14 protein-coding genes are annotated in these 15,475 nt (G+C 71.1%); 10 read left to right on the top strand and 4 right to left on the bottom strand.

The features are described from left to right. The first annotated feature begins 1 nt into the window (after position 1). Genes ASC77_RS27100 through ASC77_RS03055 form a run of 3 tightly spaced genes read left to right on the top strand, consistent with a single transcriptional unit; the run spans position 2 to position 2,947 of the window. On the top strand, positions 2-1,177 hold the full coding sequence (locus ASC77_RS27100; RefSeq protein ID WP_056148711.1) for a branched-chain amino acid ABC transporter permease: 1,176 nt from the start codon (positions 2-4) through the stop codon (positions 1,175-1,177). Beyond that, positions 1,170-2,165, top strand: coding sequence for an ABC transporter ATP-binding protein (locus tag ASC77_RS03060; protein ID WP_082574411.1), 996 nt, complete (start codon positions 1,170-1,172; stop codon positions 2,163-2,165). The genes ASC77_RS27100 and ASC77_RS03060 overlap by 8 nt, the downstream gene beginning before the upstream one ends. Continuing rightward, positions 2,162-2,947, top strand: coding sequence for an ABC transporter ATP-binding protein (locus ASC77_RS03055; protein WP_056148707.1), 786 nt, complete (start codon positions 2,162-2,164; stop codon positions 2,945-2,947). Before ASC77_RS03060 ends, ASC77_RS03055 begins: the two co-directional genes overlap by 4 nt. A gap of 211 nt (positions 2,948-3,158) precedes the next feature. Here the strand turns inward: ASC77_RS03055 and ASC77_RS03050 are convergent, their stop codons facing one another. Then, positions 3,159-4,508 (bottom strand): ABC transporter substrate-binding protein, encoded by a 1,350-nt coding sequence (locus ASC77_RS03050; protein ID WP_200944877.1) that lies wholly within the window; start codon positions 4,506-4,508, stop codon positions 3,159-3,161. A 151-nt stretch (positions 4,509-4,659) separates the two neighbouring features. After that, entirely contained in the window at positions 4,660-5,406 is a 747-nt protein-coding gene (locus ASC77_RS03045; protein ID WP_200944876.1) for a DUF554 domain-containing protein, read from the bottom strand. A 151-nt stretch (positions 5,407-5,557) separates the two neighbouring features. Here ASC77_RS03045 and ASC77_RS03040 point away from each other — a divergent pair, with 151 nt between their 5' ends. Further along, on the top strand, positions 5,558-6,133 hold the full coding sequence (locus ASC77_RS03040) for a GNAT family N-acetyltransferase (protein ID WP_056148705.1): 576 nt from the start codon (positions 5,558-5,560) through the stop codon (positions 6,131-6,133). Positions 6,134-6,142: 9 nt separating this feature from the next. On the opposite strand, the gene ASC77_RS03035 is transcribed toward ASC77_RS03040, so the two are convergent. After that, positions 6,143-6,577: a PaaI family thioesterase gene (locus ASC77_RS03035; protein ID WP_056148703.1), complete on the bottom strand. Its 435-nt coding sequence runs from the start codon at positions 6,575-6,577 to the stop codon at positions 6,143-6,145. 42 nt (positions 6,578-6,619) lie between these two features. Here ASC77_RS03035 and polA point away from each other — a divergent pair, with 42 nt between their 5' ends. Then, positions 6,620-9,295 (top strand): DNA polymerase I, encoded by a 2,676-nt coding sequence (gene polA, locus ASC77_RS03030; protein ID WP_056148701.1) that lies wholly within the window; start codon positions 6,620-6,622, stop codon positions 9,293-9,295. On the opposite strand, the gene ASC77_RS03025 is transcribed toward polA, so the two are convergent. Continuing rightward, positions 9,289-10,539: a lipopolysaccharide biosynthesis protein gene (locus tag ASC77_RS03025; RefSeq protein WP_235547422.1), complete on the bottom strand. Its 1,251-nt coding sequence runs from the start codon at positions 10,537-10,539 to the stop codon at positions 9,289-9,291. The two genes, polA and ASC77_RS03025, sit on opposite strands and share 7 nt — an antisense overlap. Between ASC77_RS03025 and ASC77_RS03020 the strand changes: the two genes are divergently transcribed. From ASC77_RS03020 to ASC77_RS26440, 5 genes are read left to right on the top strand one after another with little or no spacing between them, the layout of a single operon-like run. After that, entirely contained in the window at positions 10,466-11,464 is a 999-nt protein-coding gene (locus ASC77_RS03020) for a decaprenyl-phosphate phosphoribosyltransferase (protein WP_321163686.1), read from the top strand. The genes ASC77_RS03025 and ASC77_RS03020 overlap by 74 nt on opposite strands. Beyond that, entirely contained in the window at positions 11,457-12,803 is a 1,347-nt protein-coding gene (locus ASC77_RS03015; protein WP_056148696.1) for an FAD-binding oxidoreductase, read from the top strand. Before ASC77_RS03020 ends, ASC77_RS03015 begins: the two co-directional genes overlap by 8 nt. Before the next feature lie 13 nt (positions 12,804-12,816). Next, a complete protein-coding gene (locus ASC77_RS03010; RefSeq protein ID WP_056148694.1) occupies positions 12,817-13,572 on the top strand; it encodes a decaprenylphospho-beta-D-erythro-pentofuranosid-2-ulose 2-reductase in 756 nt (251 codons plus the stop codon). Between the two features lie 6 nt (positions 13,573-13,578). Next, positions 13,579-15,279: a hypothetical protein gene (locus tag ASC77_RS03005; RefSeq protein WP_156390892.1), complete on the top strand. Its 1,701-nt coding sequence runs from the start codon at positions 13,579-13,581 to the stop codon at positions 15,277-15,279. 30 nt (positions 15,280-15,309) lie between these two features. Then, positions 15,310-15,465, top strand: coding sequence for a hypothetical protein (locus ASC77_RS26440; protein WP_156390891.1), 156 nt, complete (start codon positions 15,310-15,312; stop codon positions 15,463-15,465). Positions 15,466-15,475: the final 10 nt, after the last annotated feature.

Raw genomic sequence — 15,475 nt, 5'->3', positions numbered from 1 at the left:
CATGGACACCATCCAGTTCATCCTCAACGGCATGATGCGCGAGGCGCTGTCGCCGCAGACGGCGGCGGTCGCGATCGCGGTCATCGGACTCAACATCCACTTCGGCTTCACCGGCCTGCTCAACATGGGCCAGTCGGGCTTCATGCTGCTCGGCGCCTACGGCTTCGCGATCTCGATCTCCAACGGCCTGCCGATGATCCTCGGCATCCTGTTCGGGTTCGGCGCCGCGTTCATCTTCGCGCTGGTGCTCGGTGCACCCACCCTGAAGCTGCGCGGTGACTACCTGGCGATCGTGACGATCTCGGCCGCCGAGATCATCAGGTACGTCGGCAGGTCGGCGCTGCTCGTCGACTTCACCGGCTCGGCCCAGGGCATCCCGGGCAGCCAGTACACGACCGGCTTCCGGAACCTGTCCTTCTTCGGCACCGGCTCCTTCACGCTGATCCCGTTCAACTACACCGACGTCGCCGACGGCGCCGCCTGGGTGCGGATCATCGGCTGGATCGTCGCCATCGCGGTCATCGTCCTGATCGTGATGCGCTTCCGCAGCGGCAACGCCTTCAAGGGGCTCCTGCAGTCGGCCGGCATGGCGGGACTCCTCGTGTTCGGTGTGCTGCTGCTCTTCTTCCTCTTCCCGGTGCCCTACCAGAGCACCGGCGTCAGCGGCTGGTGGGTGCGGTTCGTCGCCTGGGGCCTGGCGCTGCTCTGCACGCTGGTCGTCTTCCTCCTGGTCCGCAGCCCGTGGGGCCGACTGCTCCGCGGCATCCGCGAGGACGAGGACGCGATCCGCTCGCTGGGCAAGAACGTCTTCTCCATCAAGATGCAGGCGCTGATCATCGGCGGTCTGTTCGGAGCGCTCGGCGGCATGGTCTACGTGCTGTCGTCGAGCGTGCAGCCCGACTCCATGGGCCGCTCGCTGACGTTCTTCTGCTACACCGCGCTGCTGCTCGGTGGTGCGGCGACGATCTTCGGCCCCGTGCTCGGCTCGGTGCTGTTCTTCGCGGGCCGGATCGGCATCAAGTACACGGCCGCGGCGTACGTCCCCGACAGCATCATGAGCAACCAGCAGACCGAGCAGTTCTCGTACATCGTCGTCGGTGTCGCGCTGATGCTGATCGTGATCTTCCGACCACAAGGCATCCTGGGCAACAAGAGGGAGCTGCGATTCAATGTCTGAGCAGATGGCCGACCCCAAGGTCGACACCGGACTCGCGGACCCGGCTGCCCGCCGGGCGCTGACCTCGGGCTTCGACGCCGTGCCCGGCGCCGGCAAGCCCGACCCGATCCTGGTCGTCGACAACATCGTGCGCCAGTTCGGCGGCATGACCGCCGTCGACGTGCAGCACCTCGAGGTGCAGCGCGGCCTGATCACGGCGCTGATCGGGCCGAACGGCGCCGGCAAGACGACGTTCTTCAACCTGATCACCGGGTTCGACAAGCCGACCACGGCCGGCAAGGGCGCGCACTGGGCCTTCGACGGCCGCACGCTCGACAAGACGTCGGCCTCCAGCGTCGCGCAGGCCGGCATGGTCCGGACCTTCCAGCTCACCAAGGCGCTCAGCGCCATGACGGTGATCGACAACATGATGCTCGGCGCGCAGAACCAGGCGGGGGAGAACCTCCTCAAGTCGATGTTCCGCGGCACCTGGGCCAAGCAGGAGAAGGAGATCGAGGCCAAGGCCGACGAGCTCCTCGCCCGCTTCAAGCTGTTCGAGAAGAAGAACGACTACGCGGGCAGCCTCTCCGGCGGCCAGCGCAAGCTCCTCGAGATGGCGCGGGCGCTGATGAGCGACCCGAAGATGATCATGCTCGACGAGCCGATGGCCGGCGTGAACCCCGCGCTGACCCAGTCGCTGCTCGGCCACATCCAGAACCTGCGCGACGAGGGCATGACCGTGCTCTTCGTCGAGCACGACATGCACGTCGTACGCCACATCTCCGACTGGGTCGCAGTGATGGCCGAGGGCCGGCTGGTCGCCGAGGGCGCCGCCGACACGGTGATGTCGGACCCGGCCGTGATCGACGCCTACCTGGGCGCGCATCACGACACCGACCTGGGTGACGACGCGCTGCTGACGGACGAGGCGCTGGAGGAGATCGCCGAAGAGGTGGCCGCCGAGGACGCCGAACGCGAGGCCGAGGAAGAGGCGGAGGGACTGCGATGACCGAGCAGCAGCACGGTGGGACCGCCACCGAGACCCGGAAGGCGGTCGTCGAGGCGAAGGACGTCGTCGCCGGCTACATCCCCGGGGTCAACATCCTCAACGGGTGCAGCCTGGTCGCCTACCCGGGCGAGATGATCGGCATCATCGGCCCGAACGGCGCCGGCAAGTCGACGCTGCTCAAGGCGATGTTCGGCCTGGTCAAGGTGCACTCCGGTTCGGTGACGCTGGGTGATCGCGACATCACCAACCTGCGCACCAACCAGCTGGTGGAGATGGGGGTCGGGTTCGTCCCGCAGACCAACAACGTCTTCCCCTCGCTGAGCATCGAGGAGAACCTCCGGATGGGCCTCTTCCTGCGGCCCAAGAAGATCCGCGAGCGCCTCGACGCCATGTGGGACCTCTTCCCGGTGCTGCACGACCGGCGCAACCAGAGCGCGGGCGCCCTGTCCGGCGGGGAGCGTCAGTCGCTGGCCATGGCCCGGGCGCTGATGATGGAGCCGTCCGTGCTGCTGCTCGACGAGCCGTCGGCGGGCCTGTCACCGGTGCGCCAGGACGAGACCTTCCTGCGCACCCGCCGGATCAACAAGACCGGTGTCTGCGTCGTGATGGTCGAGCAGAACGCCCGTCGCTGCCTGCAGATCTGCGACCGCGGCTACGTGCTCGACCAGGGCCGGGACGCCTACAGCGGCACCGGCCGCGAGCTCGCGAACGACCCCAAGGTCATCGAGCTCTACCTCGGCACCCTCGCCAAGGACGTGGACGAGGAGCGCGAGGGGCACTAGCAGCACCCTGACCTGCCAGCGGCCCACCCGGGTGCTTCTCGGGTGGGCCGTGGTCGTTCCGGCGCAGGTGCGCGGGAACGGCGGGCCGGGCGGCCCCACAGCATGGCGGCCGCACCGCCCAGCTCGACCACCAGGACATGACGAAGGGCCCCGGACCGTGAGGTCCGGGGCCCTTCGCGTGCTACGGGGTGATCAGTCGATCACCCGTGGATCACTTGGAGCCCTCCACCGTGGTGGTGAGCTCGTTCTTGTTGTCGGCGTTGTACTTGTAGATGCCGACGAAGGCCGACGACGGGTCGTTCTCGTCGTCGATCGGACCGATGCCCGAAGGACCGGTGTACTTGATCTCCGAGCCGTCCTCGAGGAGGGCGACGCAGTCGGCGTAGGAGGTGCACTCCTCGCCGTCGGTGGCACCGGACACGGCCGCCAGGTTCTTCTGCACGGTGGCGGAGTCGGTCGCCCCACCCTTGACCGCGGCCAGCGCGGCGAGGATGGTCGCGTCGTAGGACTCGGCGCCGTACGAGAAGTCCTTCAGCGGAGCGCCCTCGCCGACCTCGGCCCAGCCACTGAGCCGGTCCTTGAAGGTGGCGTCCGGGTCGGCGCCCGGGATGGTGCCCTGGGCGCCGGTGAGGGTGCCCTTCGCGAAGTCCTTGCTGTAGTCCGACACGTTGCCGTCGGTCAGGTAGACCTTCGACATGTCCCAGCCCTGCGACTTGAGCTCGGGGATGATCGACTTCGTCTCGTCGAAGGCGAGCACGACGATCGCGTCCGGCTTGGAGGCGAGCACCCCGCTGACCTCGGCCGAGAACGTCGTCTGACCGGCCGGGAACTCGTCGCCGTCGCCCTTGCAGCCGTAGCTGCAGGAACCGCCGGCGGCCTTGACCGTCTCCTCGACGACGTTGCGCAGGCCGGTGCCGTAGGTGTCGTTGAACACCAGGAAGCCGACCTTCGTGTAGCCGTCGGTGGTGATCAGGGTGCCGAGCGCGTTGCCCTGGACGCCGTCCGGCGGAGCGGTACGGAAGTACCACGGCGAGTAGCCGCTGAGGTCGACCGCGGTGTTGGCCGGCGAGATCTCGGTGATCTTGTTGTCGGCGAAGGTGTCGACGACGTTCAGCGAGACGCTGGACGACGCGGCGCCGATGACGACGGACGGCTTGCTGGCGACCAGCGTGCCCGCCGAAGCGGTGGAGACCGACATGTCGGTCGAGTCACCGGAGTCCTGGACGTCGTGGCAGGCCTTGGCGCCGTTGACGCCGCCGGCCGCGTTGATGTCCGAGACAGCCAGGCCGACGCCCGCGATCTCCGGCGGACCGAGGAAGGCGAGGTTACCGGTCAGCGGCAGGATGCCACCGACGCGGAACGTGTCGGCGCTGGTCGCGCCGGCGTCGCACTTGTCGTTGGTGAACGAGTCCGCTGCCGGAGCCGACTCGGAGGCCGAGGGGCTGTCGCTCGCCTTCGGAGCGCTGTCGCCCTCCGAGTCGGAGCCGCAAGCGGTCAGGGCGAGGCCGAGGACGGCTGTGCCCGCCATCAGCCGGACCCAGTTGGTCGTGGTTCGATTCACGGGGTGAACCTTTCTGTCGCGTTGATGCACTACACCGCGCCCGCCCCTCCCGAGAAGATTGGGCATAGCCATGCCACCGTAGGTCTGGCCACAGGGCGGGGTGTCGTACGGCACCCTGTCGTTAGCGAACCGTTACGTCAATGCTGCACGGTCAGTGAATCGCGCCTACGAGCGCCACCAGGAGCGGTGCGACGAGCAGCGCGGGGAGCAGGTCGGCGACCGGGATCTCCCGCACCCGGAGCAGGCGCAGGGCGACCCCCACGAGCAGCAGCCCGCCGGTGGCGGTGATCGCGGCGAGGTGCGCGTCGGGGAGCACGTCGCCCAGGGCCAGGCCGAGCAGCGTGAGGCTGCCCTGGACGGTGACGATCGTGATCGCGCTGGCGGCGACGCCCCAGCCGAACGAGGCCGCGAACGCGATGGCCGCGAAGCCGTCGAGCGCGGCCTTGAGGAAGAGCTGCTCGGCACCGTTGCCCAGCCCGTCGTTGATCGAGCCGAGGATGGTGAGCGGACCGGTGCAGAAGATCAGCGAGGAGACCACGAAGCCCTCGATGAAGCGGTGCCGCTCGGCGGTGCTGGCGCCACCGGCGAGCCGGCCCTGGAGCCAGCCGCCGAAGGCCTCGACGCGGGACTCCAGCCCGAGCAGCGAGCCGACGATCCCGCCGATGAGGAGTGAGCCCAGCACGATCAGCATGGGTGCGCTGTCGCCGACGAAGTCCGCCAGGTCGTCGTCGAGGACGGCCATCGCCGAGGTGCCGGCGATCAGGAGCGTCACCAGGCCCAGGGAGTCGGTCACCACGTCGCGGGTGCGCACCGGCAACCGGTTGCCGAGGAGGACCCCGATGACACTGCCGATCAGGACGGTGGCGACGTTCACGGCGGTGCCGATGCCGGGGATCACGGGACTCCTCTGGTGGCTTTCTTGCAGGGCTCTGTGCCGGGCTCCTCTGACAGGACGCGATCGCTGAGCGTAGTCTCTCCCGGTGGAGTCGCGTTCGGGGGACACGGAGGCGCGACAGACCTGTGGAAGGTCGGAATAGAGGCATGGTGCGATGAACCGCTCCCTGGTGTCGCTCCGCTCGGTGACCCTCGAGGACGCGCCCCATCTCGCAGAGGTGTGGACCGACGTCATCCGCCGGGTCGGGCCTGAGGACCAGGCGGCCGACATGGAGGCCGTGGTCGTCGAGGTGCTGGCGTCCGACAACCAGCGCATCGTGGTGGCCGAGTACGACGGCAAGTTCGCCGGCGCCGTCCACCTCGAGCACACGACGATGTCCGCGCTCAACCGCGAGCCGGTCGTGCGCGCGCTCTCGCCGCACGTGCTCGCGCCCTTTCGGCGCCACGGCGTCGGCACCGCTCTCATGGAGGCCGCGGTCAGCTGGGCCGAGGACCTCGGGATCCAGCACGTCGCCACCGCGGCGGTCGCCGGGTCGCGCGACGCCAACCGCTTCATGGCCCGCATCGCGCTCGGCCCGTACGCCGTCCTGCGGGTCGCCACCACGCACGCGGTGCGCAGCCGGCTGAGCGTGCACCGGCGCCCGACCACGGCCCCCAACGGCCGGCAGCTCACCCAGGTGCTGGCCGCGCGACGCTCCCTGCGCCGCAACCGGGCCGGCGTCGAGGGCTGACCGGCAGGCTCAGTCGGCGAACCGCTCCCGCGGGAGCAGCGCGCAGGTGATCCGCGAGGTGCAGACCCGCTTGCCGCGCTCGTCGGTGATCACGACCTCGTAGGTCGCGGTGGTGCGGCCCAGGTGGATCGCGGTCGCCGTACCCGTGACCGTGCCGGACGTCGCCGAGCGGTGGTGGGTCGCGTTGATCTCGATGCCCACCGACAGCTTGTCGGGGTGCGCGTGCACCGCGGAGCCCACCGACCCGAGCGTCTCGGCGAGCACGACGGAGGCGCCGCCGTGCAGCAGGCCGTAGGGCTGGGTGTTGCCCTCCACCGGCATCGTGCCGACGACCTTCTCGGCGGAGATCTCGACGAGCTCGATGCCCATCTTCTCGTTCAGCCCGCCCATGCCCTCGGGCATCGCGGCGATGTAGTCGTCCACGGACAGCTGCTCGTCACTCATGTCGCCATCCTGCCTGTCCGTGGTCCTCGATAGAGTCGGCGGGTGCCTCGCCTCCTGCTCCTCGACGGTCACTCGCTCGCCTACCGTGCGTTCTTCGCGCTGCCGGTCGAGAACTTCTCGACGACGACCGGACAGCACACCAACGCGGTCTACGGCTTCACCTCGATGCTGATCAACGTGCTCCGCGACGAGCAGCCCACCCACGTCGGCGTCGCCTTCGACGTCTCCCGCCAGACCTTCCGGCTCGCGGAGTACTCCGAGTACAAGGCGGGGCGCAACAAGACGCCGACCGAGTTCAGCAGCCAGCTCCCGATCATCGAGCAGGTCCTCGACGCCTTCGGGATCACCTTCTTGAAGAAGGACGGCTACGAGGCCGACGACATCATCGCGACGCTGACCACCCAGGCGCTGGTCTCGGGCATGGAGGTGCTCATCCTCACCGGCGACCGCGACTCCATCCAGCTGGTTACCGACGACTCGACGGTGCTCTACCCGATGCGCGGGGTCTCCGACCTGGCCCGGATGACGCCCGCCTGGGTCCAGGACAAGTACGGCGTCCCACCGCACCGCTACCCCGAGATCGCCGCGCTGGTGGGGGAGACCTCCGACAACCTCCCCGGCGTGCCGGGCGTCGGGGTGGGCTTCGCCGCCAAGTGGATCAACCAGTACGACGGCCTCGACAACGTCATCACCCACGCCGACGAGATCACCGGCAAGAAGGGCGAGGCGCTGCGCGCGCACCTCGGCGACGTCATCCGCAACCGGCAGCTCAATGCCCTGGTCCGCGACCTCGACCTCGACAAGGGGCCGGGCGACCTGGTGCTCGAGACCTGGGACCGGCAGACCGCGCTCACCCTCTTCGACGACCTCGAGTTCCGCGGCGAGCTGCGCCAGCGCACCATCGACACGCTCGGTCCCGAGGACGACCCGGTCGAGGAGGGCGGCTTCGAGCTCGCCGGCCGCCGACTCGCCGCCGGTGAGGTCGCGGGCTTCCTGGCCGAGCTCGGCAGCCAGCACGTGGGTGTGCACGTGCGCGGCACCTGGGGCTCGGGCACCGGTGCGGTGGAGGGCCTCGCGGTGGCCGACGTGAGCGGGCTCGCGGCCTACGTCGACGTCGCGACCCTCACGCCCGACGACGACGCCGCGCTGGCCGCCTGGCTGGCGGACCCGGCCCGGCCCAAGGTGCTGCACGACGCGAAGGGTCCCCAGCACGCGATCACCGCCCAGGGCTGGCGGCTGGAGGGCCTGGTCAGCGACACCGCGCTCGCGGCCTACCTGGTGCAGCCCGACCAGCGCTCCTACAACCTCGGGGACCTCACCCTGCGCTACCTGCGTCGCGAGCTGCGCACCGAGAGCGAGCCCGACCAGGCGATGCTCTTCGACGACCCGGTCGACGGCGGCGGGGACGAGGTCGCCGACACGGCGATGCTGCACGCGCGCGCGGTCATCGACCTCGCCGAGGCGCTCGACGGCGAGGTCGAGGCCGCCGGCGGCACCCAGCTGCTCGCTGAGGTGGAGCTCCCGCTGGTCCACCTGCTGGGCGAGCTCGAGCACACCGGCATCGCGGTCGACGTCGAGCACCTCGAGAGCCTCGAGAGCCACTTCGCGGCCGAGGTGCGGTCCGCGGCCGAGGACGCCTATGCGGTGATCGGCAAGGAGATCAACCTGGGCTCGCCCAAGCAGCTGCAGGTGGTGCTCTTCGACGAGCTCGACATGCCGAAGACCAAGCGCACCAAGACCGGCTACACGACCGACGCCGACGCCCTGCAGGCGCTCTACGTGAAGACCGAGCACCCGTTCCTGCTCCACCTGCTGCGGCACCGTGACGTGATCCGCCTGCGTCAGACGATCGAGGGCCTGCTGAAGACGGTGCAGCCCGACGGTCGCATCCACACGACCTTCAACCAGACCATCGCCGCGACCGGCCGGCTGTCCAGCACGGACCCCAACCTGCAGAACATCCCGATCCGCACCGAGGAGGGCCGCCGGATCCGGGAGGCCTTCGTGGTCGGGCCGGGCTTCGAGTCGCTGATGACCGCCGACTACAGCCAGATCGAGATGCGGATCATGGCGCACCTCTCGGAGGACGCCCTGCTGATCGAGGCGTTCCGGTCGGGACGCGACTTCCACTCCATCACCGCCGCCCGGGTCTTCGACGTGCCGGCGGACGACGTCACCGTCGAGATGCGCGCCAAGATCAAGGCGATGAACTACGGCCTCGCCTACGGCCTGTCCGCCTTCGGCCTCGGCCAGCAGCTCGGCATCGAGCCCAGCGAGGCCCGGGGGCTCATGGACGAGTACTTCGAGACGTTCGGGGGCATCCGCGACTACCTCGGCGGGGTGGTGGACGAGGCCCGCAGGTCCGGGTTCACCGAGACGATCAAGGGGCGGCGCCGCTACCTGCCCGACCTCAACAGCGACAACCGGCAGCGCCGGGAGGCGGCCGACCGGATGGCGCTCAACGCGCCTATCCAGGGGTCGGCGGCCGACCTGATCAAGGTCGCGATGCTCGCCGTGCAGCGCGAGATCGAGTCCGCCGGGCTCCGCTCCCGGATGCTGCTGCAGGTGCACGACGAGCTCGTGTTCGAGGTGGCGACGGGGGAGCGGGAGGCTCTCGAGACCCTGGTGCGCCAGCAGATGGGCGCGGCGGCCGACCTCGCCGTGCCGCTCGACGTGTCGGTGGGCTTCGGCAGCAGCTGGCACGAGGCCGCTCACTGAGCGGGTAGCGGCTCCGGTGCCGGCGCTGGTCGACGCACCACGACCAGGCTGATGCAGAGCAGGGCGACGAAGAGCACGGCGTCGGTGACGATCACCGTGGTCAGCAGGCCGCGCAGCGTCGACGTGGTGAGCCCGATCGCGACGATGGCCACCAGGGCGGCCCACACGAGGTAGACGGAGCGCTGCCCCTGCCGGGCGAGCACCGAGTAGACGAGCAGCTGGAGCATCGCGAGCAGCGTGCCGAGGATCGCGAAGATCCACAGGTTCTCCGCGATCTCGTCGTAGCTGTCGCCGCCCACGAAGATCAGGGCGAGGTCGGGGACGACGGCAGCGCCGAGGCTGACGACCACGCCGAGGCCGGCGATCAGGGCCAGGCTCGCGGTGAGCGCGCGGCGCCGCCCGTCCTCGGTCGCCATCGACGGGAACGCGATGACCACGATGAACTGCGGCAGGAAGAGCACGGCCTTGGTGAGGATCAGCCCGCCGGCGTACAGGCCGGCGTCGTGCTCGGGCAGGACGTTGCGGGCCAGCACGATGTCGACGTTCGACAGCGCGAAGAACGCCAGCAGCACCTGCGAGTTGTGGAAGGTCTCGATCATCACGCGCCGGAAGCCGTGGTCCTCGCTCTGCACCCCCGGGTCGCGGGGCCGGCGGAGCACCCACCAGCCGGCGACGACCGGTGCGCAGGCGGCGATGCCGATGCCGAGGAGCGCGGCGAACTCGGTCGGTCGCCAGGCGATCAGGGCGGTGCCGACGATGAGCCGCGGCACCCCGCTCAGGACGTAGAGCACCGACAGCGCGGCCCAGCGTCGCTCGCCCTGGAGGATCCCGGCCTGGCCGCCCATGATCGTGAACGGCACCGAGACGATCGAGACCAGCGCCGCCGTGGCCAGGCTGTCGAGGCGCAGGATCTGGTTGAGGAGCGGCGTCAGCACCAGCAGCAGCACGCCGAGGGCGGCGGCAGCGCGGTAGGTGACGCCGAGGATCGTGCGCTCGATCTGCCCCACGTGACCGGGCTCCGCGGCGATCCGTCGGGCCGCCGTCGCCTGGAGCCCGAGCTGCAGCACCGAGACCACGAGGAGCGTCGCCATCAGGCCCGCGAACGCGCCGTAGGACTTGGGTCCGAGGACGCGCGCGGCGATCATCGTGAACGCGTAGGTCGCGACGTTCATGACGCCCATCGCGATCGCGATCGACCCGCCACCGGCCAGCAGTGACCGGATCCGGGACGGGGCGGTGCTCACGGGAGGGAAGCGTATGCGACCGACCCCGGCGACCACCTCGCACCCTAGACTCGCCGCCGTGAATGTCGCCCTGGCCGTCGTGCGCTCGATGCGCCCCCGTCAGTGGGTCAAGAACGTGCTGGTCGTCGCGGCCCCGCTGGCCGCGGGTGACATCGGCCAGCCGGGCGTGCTCGGTGCGACGCTCATCGCCTTCGTCTCCTTCTGCCTGGCGTCCTCGGCGGTCTACCTGGTCAACGACTGCGTCGACCGCGAGGCCGACCGGGTCCACCCGCGCAAGCGGTTCCGCCCGATCGCAGCCGGCCAGCTCTCCGTGGGTCTCGCCGTCGCCGTCGCGATCTGCCTCGTGGTCGTCGCCGCAGCCCTGTCGTACGTCGCGAGCTGGGAGCTCCTGGTCCTGCTGCTCGCGTACGTCGCGATCCAGGTCCTCTACTCGGCCTGGCTGAAGCACGAGCCCGTCATCGACCTCATGCTCGTCGCCGCGGGGTTCCTGATGCGCGCGGTCGCGGGCGGTCTCGCCGCCTCGATCGAGATCTCCGACTGGTTCCTGCTGGTCGCCGGGTTCGGCTCGCTCTTCATGGTCGCCGGCAAGCGCTACTCCGAGCTGCACACGCTCGGCAGCGAGGCCGGCACCCGCCGCTCGCTTGTGCGCTACACCGCGTCGTACCTGCGCTTCGTCTGGAGCACGGCCGCCGGGGTCACCATCGCGGGCTACAGCCTCTGGGCGTTCAGCAACTCGGGAGGCGGCGCGCTGCCGTGGCTCGAGCTGTCGATCATCCCGTTCGTGGGCGCGCTGCTGCGCTATGCCGTCGACATCGATGCCGGGACGGCCGCCGAGCCGGAGGACATCGTCTGGCGCGACCGGGTCCTCCAGGGCATCGGCGTGCTCTGGCTGGTGGTCCTGACCCTGGGCATCCTCGATGTCTGAGCAGCCCGAGGTCCTCAGCGGCTGGGGGCGTACGGCGCCCACCGCCGGCCGGGTCCGTCGCAACGCCGGGCCGGACGCGGTCGCCGACCTGCTGCGGGGAGCCGGACCCCGCGGCCTGATCGCCCGCGGCCTCGGGCGCTCGTACGGCGACGCCGCCCAGAACGCCGGCGGTGTCGTGCTGGACCCGCTCCCGGCCGTGATCGACGAGCCGGCGGCCGACGGCTCCGTCCGGGTCTCGGCGGGCACCAGCCTGCACGACCTGATGCGCTTCCTGCTGCCCCGCGGCCGGTTCGTGCCAGTGACGCCGGGCACCCGCTACGTGACGGTCGGCGGCGCCATCGGCTGCGACGTCCACGGCAAGAGCCACCACGTCACCGGCAGCTTCGGGGACCAGGTGGTCTCGCTCGACCTGGTGCTGCCGGACGGCACGGCGCGCACCGTCGGCCCCGACCGGGACCCCGAGCTCTACTGGGCGACCGTCGGGGGGATGGGCCTGACCGGCGTCATCGTGTCCGCCGTGCTGCGGACGATCCCGGTCGAGACCGGCTACCTCGACGTCACCACGCAACGGCTGTCCGACCTCGACGCCGTGCTCGCCGAGATGGCCGGCTCGGACGACGACTTCACCTACTCCGTGGCCTGGATCGACACCGAGGCCCGTGGCGGGGCGCTCGGCCGCTCGGTCCTGTCGCGCGGGGAGCACGCCACCCGCGAGCAGCTCTCCGGTCCCGCCGCCGTACAACCGCTGGCCGTGCCGGCCCCGCCGCGCCTGGCCGTGCCGTTCGCGCCCCCGTTCGGGCTGGTGACCCGCTCGACGGTCCGGGTGTTCAACGAGGCGTGGTTCCGCAAGGCGCCACGGTTCCGCGAGGGCGAGATCCAGAGCATCTCGGCGTTCTTCCACCCGCTCGACGGGGTGGCGCACTGGAACCGCCTCTACGGCCCGCACGGGTTCCTGCAGTACCAGTTCGTGGTCCCCGAGGACCGCGCCGACGTCGTACGACGGATCCTGGAGCAGGTCTCAGGGGATCGGCACACGACCTTCCTGGCAGTGCTGAAGCGCTTCGGCCCGGGCGGCTCCGGGTGGCTGTCCTTCCCGAGCGCCGGCTGGACGCTCGCGGTCGACGCGCCCGCCGGGCCGGGCCTGATCGGCCTCCTCGACCGCCTCGACGAGCAGGTGGCCGCCGCCGGCGGCCGGATCTACCTCGCGAAGGACGCGCGGGTGCGTCCGGAGCTGATGACGACGATGTACCCGCGCCTCCCCGAGTTCCGCGAGCTCCGGGAGCGCCTCGACCCGGACCGCCGACTCCAGTCCGACCTCTCCCGACGCCTCGACCTCTGACGAAAGCCACTCCATGATCAACGCACTCGGCCAGCCCCAGACCGTCCTCCTGCTCGGCGGCACCAGCGACATCGCGCTGGCCCTGGCCCGCGCCTGGGCCCGCCACGGCTCGCCCGAGGTGGTCCTGGCGGCCCGCCCCGGCGAGCGGCGCGACCGTGCCGTCGCCGAGCTCGGCCAGCTCGGGCTGGCGGTCGAGGCCGTCGACTTCGAGGCGACGGACACGGCCGGCCACCCCGCGCTGATCGAGTCGATCGCCGCCACCCGCGACATCGACGTCGCGGTCGTCGCGTTCGGCGTCCTCGGCGACGAGGAGCGGTCCTGGCAGGACCACGACACGGCGGTGCACCTCGCGGAGGTCAACTACGTGGCGCCGGTGAGCGTCGGCGTCTGCCTCTCCCAGGTGATGCGCCGACAGGGCCACGGCGTGATCGTGGCGCTCTCGTCGGTCGCCGGCGAGCGGGTGCGCCGCTCGAACTTCGCCTACGGCGCCTCCAAGGCGGGCATGGACGGTTTCTTCCTCGGCCTCGGGGAGGCGCTGCGCGGCAGCGGCGCCCGCGTGCTCGTCGTCCGCCCCGGCTTCGTGCACACGAAGATGACCGAGGGGCGCGACGCCGCCTCGCTCTCCGTCACTGCCGAGCAGGTGGCCGACGCGGTGACGACGGCGGTCGCGAAGGGCGACGACCTGATCTGGGTGCCCAAGGCGATGCGGGGCGTGATGTCCGGCCTGCGCCACGTGCCGCGGCCGCTCTTCCGCAAGCTCCCGATCTGAGTGCCGGTGCGCGCGCTCCGAGCGGTGCCGGCGGCCTGGGCGTGCGCCCTCGCCCTGCTGATGCTCGGTCCCGCGCTCGGACGGGGCTTCGTGCTCACCTTCGACATGGTGTGGGTGCCCGACCTCGCCGTCCGCAGTGACTTCCTGGGCCTCGGCCCGGCCCTGCCCCGCGCGGTGCCGTCGGACCTCGTCGTCGCGCTCCTGGACCAGGTGCTGCCCGGCATGCTGCTCCAGAAGGTCGTGCTCCTCGGCGCGCTGGTGGCCGGCGGCCTCGGCATCGCCCGCCTGGTCGGGCGCTCGGTCCTCGCGCAGCTGGTCGCCATCAGCGTCTACGTCTGGAGCCCGTACGTCGTGGAGCGGCTCTGGCTCGGGCACTGGCCCGTGCTGCTGTGCTGGGCGGCGCTGCCGTGGCTGGTCCGCGAGGGCGTCCGGCACCGCGACGACGGGCGGATCGGCGCCGCGCTGCCGTTCCTGCTGCTGATCGGCAGCCTGAGCGCCAACGCCGGCCTGATGTCGGCGGTCACGCTCCTCGCGGTGGGGCTCACGGCGCGCCGCGGCCCCGCCGTACGGCTGGTGCTGCTCGTCGCCGCGGCCAACGCGCCCTGGGTCGTGGCCGGGCTGCTCCACACGGGCAGCGCGACGACCGCGGCGACCGGAGTCTTCGCGCTGCGGGGCGAGGGCTCGCTGCCGGCGCCGCTGGCCGCCCTGTCGTCGGGCGGGATCTGGAACGCGGCGGTCGTGCCGGGCAGCCGCGAGACGGTCCTCGCGTGGGTGTCGTTGCTGGTGCTGCTCGCGCTCGCGGCCGCCGGGGTGCGCTCGGCCTGGCGCCGGCTCGGCGGGCGTACGGCGTGGGCGCTGCTGGCGCTCTGGGGGACCGGCATCGGGCTCGCGGTGTGGTCGTGGGCGGCCCCGGGATCGCTCGGCTGGTTCGCGGCCCACGTCCCCGGCGGCGGTCTCCTCCGCGACGGGTCCCGCGCCCTGGCGCTCGCCGCGCCGCTGACGGCCGTGATGGTCGCCGCCGGGGCGGAGCGCGTGGCCGAGCGGGCCCGGGTCGCGGCCGGCGAGGTGGCCGTCCGGGTCCTGGTGGGCGTCGGTGCCGCGCTCTTCCCGCTCGCGATGCTGCCCGACGCGGCCTGGGGGATCTCGGGCGAGCTGGCCCCGGCGACGTACCCCGACGAGTACGCGCAGGTCCGCGAGCTCCTGGCGCAGCCTCCGCCCGGCGACCTGCTGGTCCTGCCGTTCACCAGCTATCGCGCGCCGGAGTGGAACCACGGGCGCCGGGTGCTCGACCCCCTGCCGCGCTACCTCCAGCCCAACTACGTCGTGAGCGACGAGCTCGCCGTCGACGGCCGCATCCTCCCCGGCGAGGATCCGCGGACGCCGGAGGTCCTCGACGCCCTGGCGGAGCCGGACGCGGAGTCCCGTGCGCGGGAGCTCGAGGCCCTCGGCATCGGGATGGTGGCCCGGGAGCTGGACGTCCCCTCGACGCCGGAGTACGACGCGCCGGTCGCCGGGCGCACCCTCTTCCACGGCACGCAGCTCGAGCTGGTCGCGCTGGCCGCACCTGTCGACCGGGAGACGACGTCAGGCTCACGAGCGGTGGTCGCCGTGGCGTGGACGGCCTTCGCCTCGGTGGCTCTGGTGGGCGGGTGGAACGTGTTTCACATCATCTGGCGCGCAAACACCCGAAAGCGCCGTCGGAGGTGATAAGTTCTGCGCCGAACAGGGAGGAAACACGTGCAGACATTTCTCATCGGCGGCATCAGCCTGCTGGTCGGCGGCGGTATGGCCGGCGCGGCCATCTTCGGCCTCGTCGACTCCCAGACCAAGGTCCCGAGCAAGTCGCCCGCGAGTGTGACGAACCCGGTGCTCAACTACGGCGAGAGCCAGTAGCACCGTCGGG

Origin of the sequence: Nocardioides sp. Root1257, assembly GCF_001425175.1 — a bacterium.
Lineage (GTDB): Bacteria > Actinomycetota > Actinomycetes > Propionibacteriales > Nocardioidaceae > Nocardioides.
The sequence above is the reverse complement of the archived record's forward strand: the minus strand, read 5'-3'. Positions and strand labels throughout refer to the sequence as shown.